Source organism: Luteimonas sp. MC1750 (assembly GCF_016615955.1).
In the GTDB taxonomy this organism is placed as follows: domain Bacteria; phylum Pseudomonadota; class Gammaproteobacteria; order Xanthomonadales; family Xanthomonadaceae; genus Luteimonas.
Genome location: NZ_CP067113.1, coordinates 2838595 through 2857733, shown reverse-complemented (window position 1 = coordinate 2857733; position 19139 = coordinate 2838595). Strand labels below are relative to the sequence as shown.

Sequence of the window (19139 nt, the reverse complement as noted above, 5' to 3'; positions counted from 1 at the left end):
CAGCCCTGGACGCCCGCCGGCATCAGGGCGTATGGCCGGCCACGTGCGCGCTCCTCTGCGCGGCCAGGAACGCCCGCAGCGACGCCGGCTTGATCGGCTTGGTCAGCACCCGGTAACCGCGCGCGCGCGCGTCCCGCTTCACCTGGTCGCTGCCGTCCGCGGTGACCAGGGCACCCGGCACGCGCGGGCCCAGTTCGCGCAGCGCGTCGAGCGTATCCAGGCCGTCCAGGCGGTCGTGCAGGTGGTAGTCGACCAGCAGCACGTCCGGCGCCTCCGCCATCTTCTGCAGCGCCTCGTCCACGGTGCTGGCGCGCAGCACCTCGATCTTCCAGCGCCCGAGCAGCACCGCCATGCCGGCGAGGATGTCGGCATCGTTGTCCACGCAGAGCACGCGCATGCCGTCGAGCGAATCGGGCAGGCGTGCCTCCGGCAGCGGCGCGACCGGCAGGACGGCGTGCGCCGAGCGCGGCGCGCGGATCGAGAACATGCTCCCGTGTCCGCTGCGCGACCGGACGTCCAGCGGGTGGCCGAGCACGTTGGAGATGCGCTGGCAGATCGACAGGCCCAGGCCCAGGCCCTGCGCGTCCCAGCTGCCCGGATGTTCGAGCCGGAAAAACTCGTCGAAGATCTGCTGAAGGTGGTATTCCGGGATGCCCGGGCCGGTATCCCAGACCTGGAGCTCCACGTGGCCGTCGCGCCGGCGGGCGGCCAGCACGATGCGGCCTTCGCGCGTGTAGCGAAGCGCATTGGCGAGGAAGTTCTGCAGCACGCGACGCAGCAGGCGGCGGTCGCTGCGCACCGGCAGCTGGCGACCATGCACGCGCAGGTCGATGCCCCGCGCGGCAGCGAGCGGCGCGTATTGCGCGGCGAGGTCGGCCAGGAGTTCGGCGGCGTCGAAGTCCGACAGCTGGGGCTGCAGCGCGCCGGCGTCCAGGCGCGACACGTCGAGCAGTCCTTCCAGCAGCTCCTCGGCGGCGCGCAGCGAGGTGTCGACGCGTTCGGCGAGGTGGCGCTGCTCGGCGGCAGTGTCGCTCTCGCGCAGTGCCGATGCGAACAGCCGCGCGGCATTGAGCGGCTGCAGCACGTCGTGGCTGACGGCGGCGAGGAAGCGCGTGCGCGAGGCCTGCGCGGCCTCGGCCTCGCGCGTGCGGACGGCGACGCGCTGCTCCAGTGTCTCGTTGACTTCGCGCAGCTCGCGCTCGACGCGCTTGTACTCGGTCACGTCGCTGTAGCTGGTGACGTAGCCGCCTCCCGGCAGCGGCTGGCCGCGGATCTCGACCACTTGCCCGGTCGAACGGACGCGCTCGAACACGTGCGGCGAGCCGGCGCGCATGTAGTCGATGCGCTTGGCGATTTCCGCTTCGACGTCCGGATGTCCGCCGCCCAGCTCGCCGCGCAGGGCGTTGTAGCGGATCAGGTCCGCTACCGGGCGACCGACGTACAGCAGGCCGTCCGGATAGTCGTACATCTCCTCGTAGCGGCGGTTCCAGGACACCAGGCGCATGTCCCGGTCCACCACGCTCACGCCCTGGTCGAGGTTGTCCAGCGTCGACGACAGGATGGCGCGATCGAAACGCAGGTCCGGTCCGGCCTCGTCAAGCACCGCCACCACCTCGGCCACGTCCATGCCGGAGCCCTTGAGCGCGCTGGTCATCACCAGTCGGGCCGACGAGGCGCCAATGGCCGCCGCCAGCAGGCGCTCGGTGAATTGCGCCCAGCTGCGGTCCGTGGGCTGGGCGGGATCGAGCGGGCGTTGGCTGGCCGCCGCGTGGTCGGAGAAGGCGCGGCGCGCGGTGGAGATGCCGACGATCCGGCCGGCCAGGGTCATGAGGTCCCCGAGCTGCACCGCGGAGTGCGAGGCGCCGCTCCCGATCGTGCGCTGGGAGGCGGCATAGGGATCCAGGAACGGGGCGGTGCGCAGCCGCTCCTCGAAGCTCGGCCGCCAGCGCGCCGAGACCAGGAACAGCGCGCCGACGTTGACCAGCAGCGACCAGAACGTGCCGTGGGTCAACGGGTCCCAGCCGGCCAGCCCGAACAGCTGGTGCGGGCGCAGCCAGTCGATGCCGAACGGGCCGGTGGCCAGCCACGCGTCGTCGAACCAGCCGGCTTCGGTCAGCGTCGGCAGCAGCATGGTGTAGATCCACATCGCGAAGCCGAGCAGCAGCCCCACCTCCACGCCCTGGCGGCTGGCGCCGCGCCAGTACAGCCCGCCGATCAGCGCCGGCGCGAACTGCGCCACCGCGGCGAAGGACATGAGGCCGTAGGACGCGAGCGTCGCGTCGCTGCCGCTGACCCGGTAGTAGCCCCAGGCCAGCGCGGCGAAGCAGATGATGGCCACCCGGCGGATCCACAGCACCGTGGAGGCGACGTTGCCGCCATGGCGCTGCGCCCAGCCGCGGGCGATCAGCGGCGGCATGATCAGGTCGTTGGAGACCATCGTCGCCAGCGCCACGCTCGACACGATCACCATGCCGGTGGCCGCGGAGAACCCGCCGACGTAGGCGAACAGCGCCAGCATGTCGCGCCCCTCGGCCAGCGGCAGTGCCAGCACCAGGGTATCGGCCGAGGCACCGGCGCCGGCGCCGGGGCTGGTGCCCGACATCGCCAGCCCGGCCGCCGCGATCGGCAGCACCGCCAGCGACACCAGCGACAGGTAGCCGCCGAACATCCAGCGCGCGCGCCGGATGTCGGCGACGTCGGTGCACTCGACCACCGCGACGTGGAACTGGCGGGGCAGGCAGATGATCGCGGTGAACGCGAGCAGGGTCTGGCCGATGAACCCGACCGGCGTCGCCTGCGACACGAGGGCGCTCGTGGCCCCGGCCACGTCCAGTCCACGCCCCGGTAGCCACGCCAGCGCGAACACGCCGACGAAGACCAGGGCCAGCAGCTTGACCATCGACTCCAGCGCGATCGCCAGCATCATGCCCGGCCGGTGCTCCGTGGCATCGACCTGGCGCGTGCCGTAGAGGATCGCGAACAGGGCCATCATCGCGGCGACGTAGAGCGCCGGGTCGCCGACGCTGGCGAGCAGCGGATCGCGTCCCCCGAGCACCTGCAGGCTGAGCGTCACCGCCTTGTACTGAAGCGCCAGGTAAGGCACCGCCGCGATGAGCGCGATCAGGGTCACCAGGGCGGCCAGCCGCTGCGCCCGACCGTAGCGGGCGGCGATGAAATCGGCGATCGACACCGTGGCCTGGGTCTGTGCCACCAGGGCCAGGCGCTCGAGGATGCGCCAGCCGAACAGCAGCATCAGCAGCGGGCCGAGGTAGATCGCGAAGTAGCCGATGCCGTTGCGGGCAGCGGACCCGACGGCCCCGTAGAAGGTCCACGACGAGCAATAGACGGCCAGCGACAGGCTGTAGACCAGCGGGCGCAGCCAGGTGCCTCCGGCGCGCATGTGCACGGGGTTCCGGTCGCCCCACCAGGCGACGAGGAACAGCAGGGCCGCGTAGCCCAGCGACACCAGCAGCAGGATCCAGCCCGGCAGCATGCGCGTTCCCCTCCCCGAGGACAGAAGGCCCACCCCGAATACTGTAGGAGCGGCTACAGCCGCGATTGACGGTCGCGCACGCCGATCGCGGCTGTAGCCGCTCCTACACGTCACCGGGTGAGGATACCGCGTGCCATCGCGGCCATGGCCGCTCCCCCCATCGCGGCATGGCCGCTCCCACAACGAAAAAGCCCGCCTTGCGGCGGGCTCTTCCTCGATCCTGCAAGGCCGTGGCCTTACTTGATCTTGCCTTCCTTGTAGATCACGTGCTTCCGGACGACGGGATCGTACTTCTTGATCTCCATCTTCGCGGGCGTGTTCTTCTTGTTCTTGTCGGTGGTGTAGAAATGGCCGGTGTTGGCCGAGGAGATCAGTCGGATCTTGTCGCGCTTGCTGGGCATGGTCGGGTCCTCAGATCTTCTCGCCGCGGGCACGCAGCTCGGCCAGGACCGAGTCGATGCCATTCTTGTCGATGGTGCGCATGGCATTGGCCGACACGCGCAGCTTCACCCAGCGGTTTTCGCTGGCGACCCAGAACCGGCGCTCGTGCAGGTTCGGGAGGAAGCGGCGACGGGTCTTGTTGTTGGCGTGGGAGACGTTGTTACCCGTCTGCACGCCCTTGCCGGTGACCTGGCAAACTCTGGACATAACGCACCTCGATGGTGTCTTGGATGTTCCCCATGGCCTGGGGGACGGCGGCCCCGGCAAGCCCAGTGGGCATGCCGTGCGAAACGGGTCAAGGCCGCTGCCGGGCGTGGCGCCGGATCGCACTCCGGGCCGCCGGGGCCACCCGCGAGGGGCAGCCGGACGCAGCGAGCCAAGCATTATGCGGGCCCACGCCCAGCCGTGCAAGCAAGGCCGCGCCCTGTAGGAGCGGCTACAGCCGCGATGGCGAGGTGATGGGGCAACCCAATCGCGGCTGTAGCCGCTCCTACAGGACGGGGTCGGGATGGCGCGGCGCAGGCCGCCAGGCCACGCTCAGCGCTGGCCGCGCAGGCGCTCCAGCACGCCGTCCAGGGTGTCGAGGTCGCTGTAGTGGATCACCAGCTTGCCGCGGTTGCCGCGGCCGTGGGCGATGCTGACCTTGGCCGCCAGCGCCTCCGACAGCTCGTTCTCCAGCGCCAGGATGTCGGCCTGGGGGCGCGCCTTGCTGCCTCCGGCCTTCTTCTTGGCCGTGGCCGGTACGCGGCCGGCTGCGAACTGCTGGGCGCGGTGTTCGACCTCGCGCACCGACCAGCCGTGTTCGGCGGCGTCGGACGCCAGCCGGCTGGCCAGATCAGGGGACAGGGTGAGCAGGGCGCGAGCATGGCCCATCTCCAGCCGCCGGGCTTCCACCAGCGCGCGGATCGCCGGCGGCAGCTCGAGCAGGCGCAGCAGGTTGGACACCGCCGCGCGCGAACGGCCCACGGCCTCGGCGGCCGCGGCATGGGTCAGGTCGAACTCGTCGATCAGGCGCTGCAGCGCCTGGGCCTCCTCCAGTGGATTGAGGTCCTCGCGCTGGATGTTCTCGATCAGCGCCATGGCCACGACCGTGCGGTCGTCGACCTCGCGCACCACGACCGGGATTTCCGCCAGGCCGGCCTCGCGCGAGGCGCGCCAGCGGCGCTCGCCGGCGATGATCTCGTAGGTACGGTCCGGGAGCTGGCGCACCACGATCGGCTGGATCACGCCCTGGGCGCGGATCGACTCGGCGAGTTCGGTCAGCTTGGCCGGGTCCATGTGGCGGCGCGGCTGGTACTTGCCCGGACCCAGCGCGTCGACCGGCAGGGTGCGCAGGGTGTCGCCGGGGCGCGCTTCCAGCGCCGGCGCCTCTTCCGCGGCCTTGGGTCCCAGCAGCGCCTCGAGTCCACGGCCGAGCCCGCGCTTCTTCGCCGGTGCCGGCTTCCTGCCTGCGGTCATGCCGCCTTCTCCTTCTGTTCGCGCTCGCGCTGGCGGCGGATCATCTCGCCGGCCAGTCCAAGGTAGGCGATCGCGCCGCGCGATGCGCGGTCGTAGCCGACGATGCTCTGGCCATGGCTCGGCGCCTCGGCCAGGCGCACGTTGCGCGGCACGATGGTGCGGAAGACCTTGTCGCCGAAGTGCTCGACCAGCTCCGCCGAGACGGCGTTGGCCAGGTTGTTGCGCACGTCGAACATGGTGCGCAGCACGCCCTCGATCTCCAGTGCGGGATTGAGCTTCTGCTTCAGCGCATCGATCGTCTGCAGCAGCGAGGTCAGGCCTTCCAGCGCGTAGTACTCGCACTGCATCGGCACCAGCACGCTGTCGGCGGCGGTGAGCGCGTTGAGCGTGAGCAGCGACAGCGCCGGCGGGCAGTCGATGATGATGTAGTCGTACCCGGGGCGCAGCGGGTCGAGCGCGCGCTTGAGCCGCTGCTCGCGCCCTTCGAGATCCATCAGCTCGATCTCGGCCGCGGTCAGGTCGGTGTTGCCGGGCATCAGGTCGAAGCCCTCGGGCGTGCGGACCACCGCGTCGGCGGCCTTGACGTCCTCCAGCAGCACGTCGCAGGTCGAGGCCGACAGCTCGCGCTTGTCGACGCCGCTGCCCATGGTCGCGTTGCCCTGCGCGTCCAGGTCGACCAGCAGCACGCGCCTGGGCGTCTGCGCCAGCGCGGAGGCAAGGTTCACCGCCGTGGTCGTCTTTCCGACGCCGCCCTTCTGGTTGGCGATGGCGATGATTCGGGCCATGGGCTCGTCTGCCTCGATGCGGGATGCCGCGGGAATCCCCGACCCGGAATCCCCGGCCGGGCCGATGATTATGCCCCGCCCGGAGGCACCCGGCCCACCACCACCAGATGCCGCTCGGCCGCCAGTCCCGGCACGGCCAGCGGATGGATCGCCTCGACCTGCCAGCCCGCGGGCAGCGCGGCGATCTCGGCGTCCGGCCGCACGCCCTTCATCGCCAGGAGCCGGCCGCCCGGTGCCAGCAGGTGGCCACCGGCGGCGATGATGTCGCCCAGGGTGGCCATCGCGCGCGCGGTGATCGCGTCGAAGGCGGCCGGCATGTCCACCGCCTCGGCGCGCGACTCGGCGACCCGTGCATTGGCCAGTCCCATGCTGCGCACGGCCTCGCGCAGGAAGCGCGCCTTCTTGCCGTTGGACTCGACCAGGGTGACGGCGAGCCCGGGGCGCGCGATCGCCAGCGGAATACCCGGCAGGCCGGCGCCGGTGCCGAGGTCGGCCAGCCGGGCGACGCCGTCCATGTGCGCGTGCATCGACAGCGAATCGAGCAGGTGCAGGGTGACCATCTCGCCCGGATCACGGATCGCGGTGAGGTTGTAGGTCCGGTTCCAGCGCGCGAGCAGGTCGAGGTAGCGGCGCAGCGGCAGGGCCAGCGCGGGATCCAGGCCCAGCGTGGCCAGGCCGGCATCGAGCGTTGCGTGGGGATCGTCAGGCATGCGGCATTGTAGGTGCAGGCCCGGCAGGGCAGGCCTGGCAAGCCCGCCCGGCTCAGCCCCAGCGTGCGCGCCAGGCGACGGTAGCGAGGTAGGCGGGCGCGGGGCGGAAGGTCCGCAGCGACCAGTCCGCCGGCGCGCCCAGCGCCGGGTCGCAGTCGACCAGCCGCCAGTCATCGCCTTCGGGCGCAAAGGCCAGCAGGTGCAGGCCGAAGGACAGGCCCTGCCCGTGGGCCTTCAGCACCGCCTCCTTGGCGCACCACAGGCGCACGAAGGCGGTTTCGCGCCGGTCCTGGGGCATCGCTGCCAGCGCCGCCGCCTCGGCGGGGGCGAAGAAGCGGTTGGCCAGCACCTGGGCCTTGGGCCGCGGCCGCCGCACTTCCAGGTCGATGCCGACCCGCAGGTCGTGCGCCAGCGCCATCAGCAGGCCTTCGCCGCTGTGGCTCCAGCTCGCGTCCCACCCGCCGTGGACCGGGTCCAGGCAGGGCCGGCCCTGCGCGGTGCGGCGGATGACCAGGGCCTCGGCGGCCGTGCCGAGCTGCTCCGACAGCCAGTCCCGCACCAGCGGCTCGGCAGCCTGCCCGTGGCGGTAGGGCCGCCACGCGCAGCGGACGGGCCCCAGCTGGAGTTGGCCTGGCGCAAGCGGCATCGACGCGGGTCCTTTGGAGCGGGGCGGGCGCCCAGCGTAAAGTAACCGCCCCGGCGGCCAGGCGTTCCGGCGGGAGTCACGGGGGGCGCAGGCGCGTCCGGGAGAATCGAGCGCATGTCGGCAGTGATCAGCATCAACGGGCGGCAGGACGCCGGCGGCACGCGCTCGCCGCTGGTGAGCGGGTCGCCGGACCGGCCGCTGGCCTTTGGCGCCGCCGGCGGCGTCGCGCTGCAGGATTTCCTTGCCGACGTGCGCGGCGTGGCCGCGCTGCTGCCGGACCGTCCGTTCGCGGTGAACCTGTGCGAGGACCGCTACCGCTTCCTGGTCGCCTTCGCCGCGGCCGCCGTGCGCGGCCAGGTCACCCTGTTGCCGCCCTCGCGCACGCGCGCGGCGATCGACGAGGTCCGCGCCCACCATCCCGACAGCTATTGCCTGGGCGACGCCGATGCCTGCGGCTGCGAGGACATCGCGCCGTTGCCGCACTACCTGCGGCTGCCCGACCTGCTGCCGCGCGGCGAAGGCGGCGTCCCGGACGTGGCCGACGATGCCGTGGTCGCCATCGGCTACACCTCGGGCAGCACCGGCGCGCCCAAGGCCAACCTGAAGACCTGGGGCAGCTTCGCCGCCAGCACCGCGCAGAACATCGCCGCGCTGGACGGCCTGCTGCCTGGCGATGGCGGCACCGCCCACGTGGTCGCCACCGTGCCGCCGCAGCACATGTACGGGATGGAGATGTCGGTCCTGCTGCCGCTGGTGGGCGGCGTGGCCGTGCACGAGGCGCGCCCGTTCTTCCCGGTCGACATCGCCGCCGCACTCGCGGCCGCGCCGCTTCCGCCGCTGCTGGTGACCACGCCGGTCCACCTGCGGGCCCTGGTGGAGTCGGGCGTCGCGCTGCCGCCGCTGGCCGGCATCGTCGCTTCCACCGCGCCGCTGCCGCCGGCGCTCGCCGCCGCAGCCGAAGCCGCGTTCGGCTGCGAGGTGCGCGAGCTGTTCGGCTCCACCGAGACCTGCATCCTGGCCCGCCGGCGCAGCGCGCTCGACGACGCCTGGACCCTGCTGCCCGGCGTCGAGCTGCAGCCACAGCCCGACGGCACCCTGGTGCGCGCCGCCCACCTGGCCGAGGCGGTGGCGCTGGCCGACATCGTCGAGCTGGTGGGCGGGGGCCGCTTCCGGCTGCGCGGCCGCCAGTCGGACCTGCTCGAGATCGCCGGCAAGCGCGCCTCGCTCGGCGACCTGACCCACCGCCTGCTGGCGATCCCCGGCGTGCGCGACGCGGCCCTGGTGCAGCTCGAGCCCGATGCCTGCGGCGTGCGCCGGTTGGCCGCCGCGGTGGTGGCACCGGGCATGAGCGAGTCCGCGGTCCGAGAGGCCCTGCGCCAGGCGGTGGACCCCGTCTTCCTGCCGCGCCCGCTGCGCGTGGTCGGCTCTCTGCCGCGCAACGAGACCGGCAAGCTGCCGCGCAAGGCCCTGCTGGAGCTGCTGTCCGCGCTCTGAATGCGGACGGCGCGCCCCTACGCGGCCATCACGGCCTTCTCCCCAGACTGGCGCCGCGCCGCTGGGGCGAATGACAGGGAGACAACATGAACATCATCATCTGGTTGATCATCGGCGGCATCGTGGGCTGGCTGGCCAGCATCGTCATGAAGCGCGACGGTCAGCAGGGCATCCTGCTCAACATCATCGTCGGCATCGTCGGTGCGTTCATCGGCGGCTGGCTCATCGGCCCGCTGCTGGGTGCCGGGTCGATCAACGACGGCATCAGCGTCATGAGCTTCATCGTCTCGCTGCTGGGCGCGATCATCCTTCTGGCGATCGTGAACCTGTTCAAGCGGGGCAGCGTGCGCTGAGCCATCGCGCAGGCGAACCAGGCGAAGGCCCGGCCATGTGCCGGGCCTTCGCCGTTTCGGGCCTCAGCCCAGTTCCACCCAGGCCGGGGCGTGGTCGCTGGGGCGCTCCCAGGTGCGTGGTTCGCGGTCGATGCCCGAGGCCATGGCTTCCGCCCGCAGCGCGTCGGAGACCAGGGTGAGGTCGATGCGCAGGCCCATGTCGCGCCGGAACGCCGCCTGGCGGTAGTCCCACCAGCTGAACACGCCGGCTTCGGCGCTGTGCAGGCGGAAGGCGTCGTGCAGACCCAGGTCCAGCAGCCCACGCAGCGCGTCACGCTCCGCGGCGGACGTCAGGATGTGGCCTTCGTTCCACAGTTCAGGATCGTGCACGTCGCGCGCGTCGGGCGCGATGTTGAAGTCGCCCAGCACCACCATCCGCGGATGCCGCTGCAGCTCGCCGGCCAGCCAGTCGCGCACCGCCGCCAGCCAGCGCAGCTTGTAGGCGTATTTCTCGCTGCCCACCGCCTGGCCGTTGACCACGTAGAGGTTGACGATGCGCACCCCGCCGACGGTCGCCGCGATCGCCCGCTGCTGCTCGTCCTCGAAGCCGGGGATGCCGTACTGCACCTCGTCGATGGCGCGTTCGCGCGCGAGGATGGCAACGCCGTTGTAGGTCTTCTGGCCGCAGAACACGCTGCGGTAGCCCAGCGCGGCCAGCGCGTCGTCGGGAAAGCGCAGGTCCTCCAGCTTGGTCTCCTGCAGGCCGACGACGTCGGGCGCGAACGCGGTCAGCCACTGCTGCAGGTGGGGCAGGCGGACATTGAGTGAATTGACGTTCCAGCTGGCGATTTTCATGCGGAGATGATCGTCCGTCGGCCCCGCCCAGGGCAAACGCGTCAGCGCGCCAGGAGCCGCACCAGTCGGTCCGGCAGGCCACGCCAGGGCGGACGCAGCAGGTCGCTGGCGGCGAGGCGGCGCTGCCACAGCACCGGCATCGCCTTGGTCATGGCATCGAAGCCGGCGCGTCCGTGGTAGGCGCCCATGCCGCTCGCGCCCACGCCGCCGAACGGCAGGCCATGCGCGGCGAAGTGCAGCAGGGTGTCGTTGACGGTGACCCCGCCGGCGACGACCTGGCCCAGGATGGCCTCGACCGTCGCGCGGTCGTGGCTGAAGGGATACAGCGCCAGCGGCCGCTCGCGCCGGCGCACGAAGGTGATCGCGTCTTCCAGACGGTCGTAGGCGATCACCGGTAGCACCGGGCCGAAGATCTCCTCCTGCATCAGCAGGGCGTCGTCGTCCGGATCCAGGACCAGGGTCGGCGGGACGATCCGGTGGCGCAGGGCCACCGCGGGGTGCACGTCCGCGAGTTCGATCACCTCGAGCCCGCGGGCGCGGGCATCGTCCACCAGCGCGCGCAGCCGGCGATGGTGATCGCCGTTGATGATCCAGGTGTAGTCCGACGAGGCCGCGAGGTCGGGGTAGCGCGCGCGGACCTCGGCGCGCAGCGCCTCGACCAGGGCGTCGCGGGAGCCGCGCGCCACCAGCACGTAGTCCGGCGCGATGCAGGTCTGCCCGGCGTTGAACCACTTGCCGGTCGCCAGCCGCGCGGCGGCCTTCGCCGGCGGGAAGTCCGCGGCGACGATCGCCGGCGACTTGCCGCCCAGTTCCAGTGTCAGCGGGGTCAGGTTCTGCGCAGCGGCCGCCATCACCCGGCGTCCGACCGCGGTCGAGCCGGTGAACACCAGGTGGTCGAAGGGCAACGCGGAGAAGGCCGTCGCCAGCTCCGGGCCACCCAGCGCCACCGCCACGCGGTCGTCCGGAAACACCGAGGCCAGCAGCTCGCGCAGCCAGGCCGAGGTGCGCGGCGCCCGCTCGGACGGCTTGAGGTAGACGTGGTTGCCGGCCGCGATCGCGGTGGCCAGCGGCGCCAGCGCGAGGATCACCGGATAGTTCCACGGCGACATCACGCCGACCACGCCCAGCGGCTCGCGCCTGACCTCCGCGCGCGCCGGCCATAGTCGCCAGCCGGTCCCGCCGCGCTCCGGACGCATCCAGCGGCCCAGCGAACGCCGCAGGCGCAGCACTTCCGACACCACGCCCATGCCTTCGGCCAGGAGCGTCTCGTGCGTGGAGCGATGGCCGAAATCGGCGTCGATGGCATCCACCATCGCGGCGCGCCCTTCGCGCAACGCCCCGGCCAGGCGATCGAGGTCGGCGCGGCGCTGGCGCGCGTCGGGACGCCCGGCTTCCCATGCGCCGCGCAGGCGGTCGAGCGTGGGCCGCAGTGCGTCCACCGGAGTCTGGTCATCCATGCGCGCGACTATAGCGGGGCTAGAATCCGCACATGGCCAACAACATCCGTACCTTCCGCGGCACCCTGCCCACGCTCGGCGCGCGCGTCTACGTCGACCCTGCGGCCACGCTCATCGGCGACGTGGCGGTCGGCGAGGACAGCTCGATCTGGCCGGGGACCGTAGTGCGCGGCGACGTCAATTTCGTGCGCATCGGCGCGCGCTGCAACCTGCAGGACGGCACCATCGTGCACGTGAGCCACCGCGGCCCGCATTCGCGCATGGACGGCTACCCGACCCTGATCGGCGACGACGTCACGATCGGGCACGGCGCGATCGTGCATGCCTGCAGCATCGGCAACGGCGCGCTGATCGGAATGGGCGCCACGGTGATGGACGGGGTGGTGGTCGAGGACCATGGCTACGTCGGGGCCGGTGCGCTGGTGCCGCCGGGCAAGGTGGTGCGCAGCCGCGAACTCTGGCTCGGCAACCCGGCCAGGATGGTGCGGGTGCTCGACGACGCGGCAGTCGAGGGCCTGCTCTACAGCGCCGCGCACTACGTGCGGCTGAAGGACGAGTACCTCGCCGCCGGCTGAGGAACGGGTGCCTTCCAGCATGGAAACAGCTTGACTGTAGGAGCGGCTACAGCCGCGATCGGCCGCCATCGCGGCTATAGCCGCTCCTGCAGCGGCGATCGGCAGCCATCGCGGCTATAGCCATAGCCGCTCCTACAGCGGCGATCGGCAGCCATCGCGGCTATAGCGGCTCCTGCAGGGAGCAAGCGGTGGCGGATCAGTCCGCGGTCACGAGGTGCGCGTGCTCGGCGCGCAGCTCGCCGTAGATCTCGTCGGTCTCCGGCCGGACGCCGTGCCAGCGGGCGAACGACAGCGCGGCCTGCTCCACCAGCATCCCGAGGCCGTCGACCACGGCATAGGCCCGGCTGGCCCGACCCCAGGCGAGGAACGGCACGGCCGCCTCGCCGTAGTTCAGGTCGACCGCCGCCATCCGCCGGCCGACCAGCGAGCGCGGCAGCTGCGGCAGCCCGTCGCCGCGTGCGGCCGAGGTGGCGTTGACCACCAGCTCGAACTCGCCGAGCGAGCCGATGTCGGACAGATGCCGCGGATGCACGCGTCCCGGTTGGCCGAGCAGGTCGGCGAGCGCATCGGCGCGGCTGGAGGTGCGGTTGACGATGTAGAGGTCGCCGATGCCGGCATCGAGCAGCGCCGGGGCCACCCCGCGCGCGGCGCCGCCGGCCCCCACCAGGAGGGTGCGGCGCGCGCGCAGGTCGAGCGCGTGGCGGCCGGTGAGGTCGCGCACCAGGCCGTCGCCGTCGGTGTTGTCGCCGTGCCACTGGTCGCCGTTGCGCACCAGCGTATTGACCGCGCCGGCGCGCCGGGCGCGTTCGGTGACGTCGTCGCAGAGCGCCAGCGCCTCCTGTTTCAGCGGCAGGGTGACGTTGGCACCGGCGCCACCATGCGCGGCGAATGCTGCCAGGCGCTCGCGGAACTCGCCGATGTCGGCGTCGATCGCGCGGTAATCGATGGCGATGCCGGTCTCCCGGCCGAAGGCGGCGTGGATGCGCGGCGACAGCGAGTGCGCGACCGGATGTCCGAACACGGCGTAGTGCTTCATGACGGCCTCCCGCAAGCGTGCGGCGCGCGATGCACCACACCCTCCGCCAGTCTACGCCCGCTGTGGTCGGTCCCGCAGGCTGGCGCTGCAGCCCGCTCCGATTGGAGCGGTGGTCAGCGCTCGCGCAGCCAGCGTGCCGCGTCGAGCGCGAAGTAGGTCAGCACGCCGTCGGCGCCGGCGCGCTTGAAACCGAGCAGGGCTTCCATCGTGCAGGCGCGGCCGTCCAGCCAGCCGTTGGCTTCGGCGGCCTTGAGCATCGCGTACTCGCCGCTCACCTGGTAGGCGAAGGTCGGCACGCCGAAGCTGTCCTTCACCCGGCGCACCACGTCCAGGTAGGGCATGCCCGGCTTCACCATCACCATGTCGGCGCCCTCGTCGAGGTCGGCCGCCACCTCGCGCAGCGCCTCGTCGATGTTGCCGGGATCCATCTGGTAGGTGCGCTTGTCGGCCTTGCCCAGCGCCGAGGCGCTGCCCACCGCGTCGCGGAACGGGCCATAGAAACTCGACGCGTACTTGGCGGCATAGGCGAGGATGCGGGTGTGGACGTGGCCGTCCTCCTCCAGCGCCATGCGGATCGCGCCGATGCGGCCATCCATCATGTCGCTGGGCGCCACCACGTCGGCGCCGGCGCGCGCGTGTGACAGCGCCTGCTTCACCAGCGCCTCGACGGTGACATCGTTCTGCACGTAGCCGGTGTCGTCGACGATGCCGTCCTGGCCATGGCTGGTGTAGGGGTCCAGCGCCACGTCGGTGATCACGCCCAGCTCCGGGAAGCGCGCCTTCAGCGCGCGCACCGCGCGCTGGCACAGGCCCGCGTCGTCCCACGCGGCGGTGGCGTCGAGCGACTTGGCCTCGGGCGCGGTGACCGGGAACAGCGCCAGCGCCGGCACGCCCAGTTCGCACGCCTGCTCGGCCTCGCGCAGCAGTTCGTCGATCGACATGCGCTCGATGCCCGGCATCGATGGCACCGCCACGCGCCCGTCGGGCTCATGCACGAACACCGGATAGATGAGGTCGTCGACGGTCAGCGTGTGTTCGCGCATCAGGCGGCGCGAAAACGCGTCGCGGCGCATGCGCCGGAAGCGGAGGTCTGGATAGGTCATGGGCGACATTCTACGCCCGTCCCGTGGCTCGGGCCCCGGGGCACGGCCGCCGCCCGGGCATGAAAAAGCCGGCGCCACGAGGGCGCCGGCCTGGCTCACGATGGAACGATCAGCGCTTGGTGCAGAACGTCACGGCGCTCGCCTTGGACCTCGGCACGAAGCCGAGCTCACGCAGGCGGTTGACGAACGGCGCGATGCAGCTGCGGTACGCGGCGGTGCCACCACCGTGCGTGTCGCGGCACAGCGAGTCGGCCGCCTGCAGGTTGGCGCCGCCGATCAGGCCCACGCCTTCCACGGCCGGCACGCCGGTGTTGCAGGTGCCGCCGTTGGTGGTCGCGTTGCCCGCGTTCACCGTCCAGCCCAGGTCCTGGTACAGGGCCGGGGTCAGGTCGAGGCGGAAGTTGCTGTCCAGGTCCTGGTTGATCGACGGCTCCATCAGCGCGTTGGGCGTGTGGCTGATGTCGAAGTGCGAGAACGTGGAGCCCTGCGCCAGCGTGGCCGGTGCGTACATCAGCGCGCGGCCCGCGTCGTCGGTGCCGGCGAAGGCGCCTTCGACTTCCGTCAGCGCGACCGTCACGCCGGGGATGCCGGCCTTGAGGGTGGCGCCATCGGCCTGCGAGACGCTGATGGTCGGCACCGTGGCGGCCACCGTCGCGTCGTCGGCCATCTGGATCACGCCGGCCGTGTTGTTGGCGACGACCACGGCGACCGCGCCGGCGTCCTGCGCCAGCCTGGCCTTGATCTCGAAGGCGCAGGTGCCGCGGTCGACGATGGCGATCTTGCCGGCGTAGGCGTTGGCCGGCGAGGCCGCGCAGCCCTGGTTCGGCGTGGCGCTGCCGTCATTGACCAGCACCAGCGCGCCGCTGAAGTTGGCCGGCGTGGGCGCCGGGCCGAACGCCGCGGTGCCGTAGAGGAACGTGCCGCTGACGCCGCCGCCCGCGGTGAGCTCGATCTTCGGCGCCAGCGCCATGGGAACCTCGTCGGTGACCTGGGCGCCGGTCCACACCAGTCCGCCGCCGGTCGCCGCGGCCATGCGCTGGGCGTTGGTCATCGCGATCCAGTCGAGGCCGGTGATGTTGTCGCGGATGTTGCTGGAATAGATGTCCGGATAGCCGCCGTTGGGCGCGCCGGTGGCCAGGTTGTAGAAGCCCTGGAAGTTCAGGCCGTGGCCGATCTCGTGCATGACCACGTCGAGGAAGTTGATCCTGCCCGCCGGCGTGTTGCCGTCCAGGCCGTAGTACCAGCCCGAGGTCTCCAGGCAGCCGGTCGTACCGAGGTTGGCGTTGAAGTTGCTGTTGATCTCTTCGCCGCCCGCCTCAGGGGTCAGGTCCTCGCCGGCGAGGGCGTTGGCCAGCGCCGCGCCGTACCAGGTTTCCTGCACGGCGGCGTTGGGGAAGTTGCCGTGGAGGCTGCGGGTGCCGGCCGAGCCGAGAACGCCGCTGGTGGCCTCGCAGGCCAGGGGCGTGAACTGGGCACGGACGTGGATGTCCACGTCGCTCTCCAGCACGGCGCCCCAGAGGTCGGCGGCGAACTGGTAGGCGATGCGGCGCTGTTCGCCGACCGTGGTGCCGGGGTTGCCGCCCACCGGGGTGGCCGGCGTGGTGTCGTTGAGTCCGACGCCCGGGAGGTTCATGTTGACGGGGATGATGTTCGCGGCCGAGACGGCGCCGATCGCGAAGGTCGAGGCGGCGGCAAGCGCGCAGGCGAGAAGGGTCTTGTTCACTTGACGGCCTCCACGGTGGTGGCCGGTGCAGCGTGGCCGTCGGCGTCGCCGTGGCTGATGACGATCGAGCCGTCCTCGAGCTGGGTGGCGATGACGTTCGACATCATGTCTTCGGACACGAGCATGGACATCTGGCCGTCCGGATGGCGACGGAAGGTCCGCTGCGCCTCGGCCCGGGTCTTCGGACCCGGCTTGGCGATGGACATCGAGTCGGCGGTGCGCACGCGCGAGGACACGGCGGTGCGCAGCTTGGCCTGTTCGGCCGCGGTCGGCGCGCGCAGGCGGCCGGTGGCGGGATCGATGGCGACGGTGACGCCGGCGTAGGAGCCGGTGGCGCCGGCCTCTTCGGTGACGGGCTCGGCCGCGTGTGCGGCGAAGCCGGCGCCAAGGCCGGCAAGCAACAGCAAGGTGGTGCATTTCATCGGGTGGTTCCTCGAAAACGAGACACCCGGAGACGTCGTGGCCGCAGCCGCGCCCCCCCGGACGGTGCCTCCAAGATCAATGCGAAAGGTAGGTGTTGCTTCTGGACCGCGTCACCGTGGTCCGTCCCGAGTCTGCAACGATTCCGGGGCTCCGCTCAATCGTGCGCTGCAGCAGTACGCCGCCGCATGTTCCGGGCCGCAATTCAGCCCGGCGGATGTCCGTGGACGCCATCGATCTCGACCGCCAGTTCGCGGCGGCAGATGGCCGCGTGCAGCAGCAGGCAGGGCACCGCATCGCCGAAGCGGCGCTGCAGGGCGTCGGCGACCGGCTGCAGGTCGTCGCGGTCGCGCACGTAGACCTTGAGCCGGGTTCCGGCACCGAAGCGCGGCGGCAGCGACAGGTCGTGGCCGCGCGCCGCGCCGACCAGGGCATCGAAGTTGTGGAAGGTCTCGTCGAGCTGGGCCAGCAGTTCGCCGTGGTGCATCGAGGCATGGCCGACGATCGCCGCGGTGCCCGACAGCAGCAGCGGCATCGCGCTGCCGGCCGGCGGCAGCATCGCGCGCGCGAAGCTCGGCGACTGCGGGCCGTACTGGCGCGGGTAGCGGTACGCGCTCATCTGCCGCGGGTTCTCCACCGGCGTGCCGGGCGCGGCCGAGGACAGCCAGTACACCTGCACCACGCGCTCGCCGTCGCAGCGGCCGATCGCGGTCGCCGCGGGCAGGCTGCGCACGTCGAAATCGCCCAGGCCGCGCGCGCGCCCGACGCAGAACGCGCGGTAGCGCTCGTCGTCGCCCTCGCCGAAGGTGATCGCGTCGACGTAGTTCCAGATCCGCAGCAGGTGCGGCGTGCGGCTGCCGGCGGTGAAGGCCGCCATCCGTGCATAGGCGATGCAGGCGGCGGCCTGCACGTCGCCGTCCTGTTCGGGGACCTCGATCACGCCGAACATCAGCTCGCCGTCGCTGGCCCAGCGCACGCCGTCGTCGCAGCCGCGCATCACCGGCGCGTTCGCGCGCCAGACCTCGAACGGCGCCGCACCGTGTGGCTCGAGCGGCACGCGCAGGTAGCGCGGGTCGCCCAGGGCCGCGGGCGCCGCGTGGCCGAAGCCGAACACCGCCAGCACGTCGTCGCCACGCAGCAGCCCGAGCGGGGCGTCGGTCGCGACATAGTCCACGGCAAGCCGGGCCTGGCCGCCGCGCGCGGCGTCGTGCATCGGGCGGCTCATGATTCCTCCGCCTGCAGCGTCTCGCCGCTGAAGTCGACGCGCGACTGGCGCCGGCGCCGCAGGCCGTTGCGCAGCGCGCGCGGCAGCATCGCCAGCGAGGTCACGGCGTACAGCGCGCGGAACACGCGCAGCCGGCGGCGCACGCGCGGATTGTCGAAGACGTCGCCGGCCAGCATCGCGACCACGGCGTCCTCCACCTGCAGCACGTTCCTGGGATTGGCGAACAGGTGGCGCATCGCCGGCGAGGTGAAGCGGTAGATGAACCACTTGAACTCGTCGGTACCGGCGTCGATGTGCCGGCGCAGCGCCTGCTGCAGCGCGGCCTCGCGCGCGGGTTCGCGCAGCGCGGCGTCGACCATCCCGGCGGCCTGTTCCGCGCCGTGCATGGCCAGGAACACGCCGGAGGAAAACATCGGATCGACGAAGCAGTAGGCGTCGCCCACCAGCACCCAGCCCTTGCCGGCCATCTCGCTGCACTCGTAGGCGTAATTGCCGGTGGCATGCACGTCCGCGCAGCGGGTCGCCGCGGCCATGCGCTGCGCCACCTCGGGCACCGTGCGCAGGGTGCGCATCAGGAAGCCCTCGCTGTCGCCGCGGCGGGTCTTCATGTAGTCGGGATAGCAGACCGCGCCGACGCTGGTGACGCCATCGGGCAGCGGGATCATCCAGATCCAGCCGTGCGCGTGGCGGTAGATGCTGACGTTGCCGGCGTCCACGCCTTCGCGGCGCTCGACGCCCTCGAAGTGGCTGAACAGTGCGGCCGACTGGTGGCGCGTGTTGCGGCGCTTGATCCGGCGCTTGCCGCCGAGGAAGGCGTCGCGCCCGCTGGCGTCGACCACATAGCGGGCGCGCCAGCTGCAGGGCCCGTCCGGACCCAGCGCGCCGACCAGGCTGCCACCGCCGGGCAGGGGCTCGACGGACACCACCCGCAGCTGCTGGCGCGCATCGACGCCTTCTCCGGCGGCGTGCTCGAACAGCACCCGGTCGAAATCGGAACGGCGCACCTGGAAGGCGTGGTCGCAGCGCGCGTCGAGCGCGCGCTCGAAGCGGAACACGTTGTAGCCGCCGCCATCCGCGGGGAAATCGGCCCCGGACTTGCGTACGCCGATCGCCGCGACCTTGTCCAGTGCGCCCATGCGCTCGAGGATCGGGAGGTTCATCGGCAGCAGCGATTCGCCGATGTGGAAGCGCGGGTGGGCGTCCTTTTCAAGCATCGCCACCCGCCAGCCGCGGCGCGCCAGGAAGGTCGAGGCCGTGCTCCCGGCCGGGCCGCCGCCGATCACGAGGACGTCGCAGTCCCGGGTCGGAGCGTGGGTGGTGCTGTCTTCGGCGGGGCTCTGCATTTCGCGGCGTGCGGCGGCCATGCGATCATCTGGGACGCGAATG

At 71.8% G+C, this 19139-nt stretch carries 18 protein-coding genes; 3 read left to right on the top strand and 15 right to left on the bottom strand.

What is annotated here, in order from left to right:
- Positions 1–22 precede the first annotated feature (22 nt).
- From JGR68_RS13365 to JGR68_RS13335, 7 genes are all read right to left on the bottom strand, one after another.
- On the bottom strand, positions 23–3493 hold the full coding sequence (locus JGR68_RS13365; RefSeq protein ID WP_199362506.1) for a PAS domain-containing hybrid sensor histidine kinase/response regulator: 3471 nt from the start codon (positions 3491–3493) through the stop codon (positions 23–25).
- A 236-nt stretch (positions 3494–3729) separates the two neighbouring features.
- Positions 3730–3894 carry a 50S ribosomal protein L33 gene (gene rpmG / locus JGR68_RS13360; protein WP_199362505.1) on the bottom strand — a complete coding sequence of 55 codons (165 nt, stop codon included), beginning with the start codon at positions 3892–3894 and terminating at the stop codon, positions 3730–3732.
- Between the two features lie 10 nt (positions 3895–3904).
- Positions 3905–4141, bottom strand: a complete 237-nt coding sequence (gene rpmB / locus JGR68_RS13355) for a 50S ribosomal protein L28 (RefSeq protein WP_199362504.1) — start codon at positions 4139–4141, stop codon at positions 3905–3907.
- A gap of 330 nt (positions 4142–4471) precedes the next feature.
- On the bottom strand, positions 4472–5392 hold the full coding sequence (locus JGR68_RS13350) for a ParB/RepB/Spo0J family partition protein (RefSeq protein ID WP_199362503.1): 921 nt from the start codon (positions 5390–5392) through the stop codon (positions 4472–4474).
- Entirely contained in the window at positions 5389–6177 is a 789-nt protein-coding gene (locus JGR68_RS13345) for an AAA family ATPase (protein ID WP_199362502.1), read from the bottom strand. Before JGR68_RS13345 ends, JGR68_RS13350 begins: the two co-directional genes overlap by 4 nt.
- 68 nt (positions 6178–6245) lie before the next feature.
- Positions 6246–6887, bottom strand: a complete 642-nt coding sequence (rsmG, locus tag JGR68_RS13340; RefSeq protein WP_199362501.1) for a 16S rRNA (guanine(527)-N(7))-methyltransferase RsmG — start codon at positions 6885–6887, stop codon at positions 6246–6248.
- Between the two features lie 52 nt (positions 6888–6939).
- On the bottom strand, positions 6940–7533 hold the full coding sequence (locus tag JGR68_RS13335) for a 4'-phosphopantetheinyl transferase superfamily protein (RefSeq protein ID WP_199362500.1): 594 nt from the start codon (positions 7531–7533) through the stop codon (positions 6940–6942).
- Positions 7534–7647: 114 nt separating this feature from the next.
- Between JGR68_RS13335 and JGR68_RS13330 the strand changes: the two genes are divergently transcribed.
- Together JGR68_RS13330 and JGR68_RS13325 are read left to right on the top strand one after the other, a co-directional pair.
- Complete coding sequence (locus tag JGR68_RS13330; protein ID WP_199362499.1) at positions 7648–9027, top strand: AMP-binding protein; 1380 nt, start codon at positions 7648–7650, stop codon at positions 9025–9027.
- A gap of 86 nt (positions 9028–9113) precedes the next feature.
- Positions 9114–9380 carry a GlsB/YeaQ/YmgE family stress response membrane protein gene (locus JGR68_RS13325; RefSeq protein ID WP_199362498.1) on the top strand — a complete coding sequence of 89 codons (267 nt, stop codon included), beginning with the start codon at positions 9114–9116 and terminating at the stop codon, positions 9378–9380.
- Positions 9381–9443: 63 nt separating this feature from the next.
- On the opposite strand, the gene xth is transcribed toward JGR68_RS13325, so the two are convergent.
- Together xth and JGR68_RS13315 are read right to left on the bottom strand one after the other, a co-directional pair.
- On the bottom strand, positions 9444–10214 hold the full coding sequence (xth, locus tag JGR68_RS13320) for an exodeoxyribonuclease III (protein ID WP_199362497.1): 771 nt from the start codon (positions 10212–10214) through the stop codon (positions 9444–9446).
- Between the two features lie 41 nt (positions 10215–10255).
- Positions 10256–11671, bottom strand: a complete 1416-nt coding sequence (locus JGR68_RS13315; protein WP_199362496.1) for a coniferyl aldehyde dehydrogenase — start codon at positions 11669–11671, stop codon at positions 10256–10258.
- A gap of 32 nt (positions 11672–11703) precedes the next feature.
- Here JGR68_RS13315 and JGR68_RS13310 point away from each other — a divergent pair, with 32 nt between their 5' ends.
- Positions 11704–12246, top strand: a complete 543-nt coding sequence (locus JGR68_RS13310) for a gamma carbonic anhydrase family protein (RefSeq protein WP_199362495.1) — start codon at positions 11704–11706, stop codon at positions 12244–12246.
- 196 nt (positions 12247–12442) lie between these two features.
- On the opposite strand, the gene aroE is transcribed toward JGR68_RS13310, so the two are convergent.
- From aroE to JGR68_RS13280, 6 genes are all read right to left on the bottom strand, one after another.
- A complete protein-coding gene (gene aroE, locus JGR68_RS13305) occupies positions 12443–13282 on the bottom strand; it encodes a shikimate dehydrogenase (RefSeq protein WP_199362494.1) in 840 nt (279 codons plus the stop codon).
- Positions 13283–13395: 113 nt separating this feature from the next.
- A complete protein-coding gene (gene hemB, locus JGR68_RS13300; RefSeq protein ID WP_199362493.1) occupies positions 13396–14385 on the bottom strand; it encodes a porphobilinogen synthase in 990 nt (329 codons plus the stop codon).
- A gap of 109 nt (positions 14386–14494) precedes the next feature.
- Positions 14495–16108: a PA domain-containing protein gene (locus tag JGR68_RS13295; RefSeq protein ID WP_234446527.1), complete on the bottom strand. Its 1614-nt coding sequence runs from the start codon at positions 16106–16108 to the stop codon at positions 14495–14497.
- Positions 16105–16530 carry a hypothetical protein gene (locus JGR68_RS13290; RefSeq protein WP_199362492.1) on the bottom strand — a complete coding sequence of 142 codons (426 nt, stop codon included), beginning with the start codon at positions 16528–16530 and terminating at the stop codon, positions 16105–16107. The genes JGR68_RS13295 and JGR68_RS13290 overlap by 4 nt, the downstream gene beginning before the upstream one ends.
- A 203-nt stretch (positions 16531–16733) precedes the next feature.
- Positions 16734–17753, bottom strand: a complete 1020-nt coding sequence (locus tag JGR68_RS13285) for a pteridine-dependent deoxygenase (protein WP_199362491.1) — start codon at positions 17751–17753, stop codon at positions 16734–16736.
- A complete protein-coding gene (locus tag JGR68_RS13280) occupies positions 17750–19096 on the bottom strand; it encodes an NAD(P)/FAD-dependent oxidoreductase (protein WP_199362669.1) in 1347 nt (448 codons plus the stop codon). Before JGR68_RS13280 ends, JGR68_RS13285 begins: the two co-directional genes overlap by 4 nt.
- Between the last annotated feature and the right edge of the window lie 43 nt (positions 19097–19139).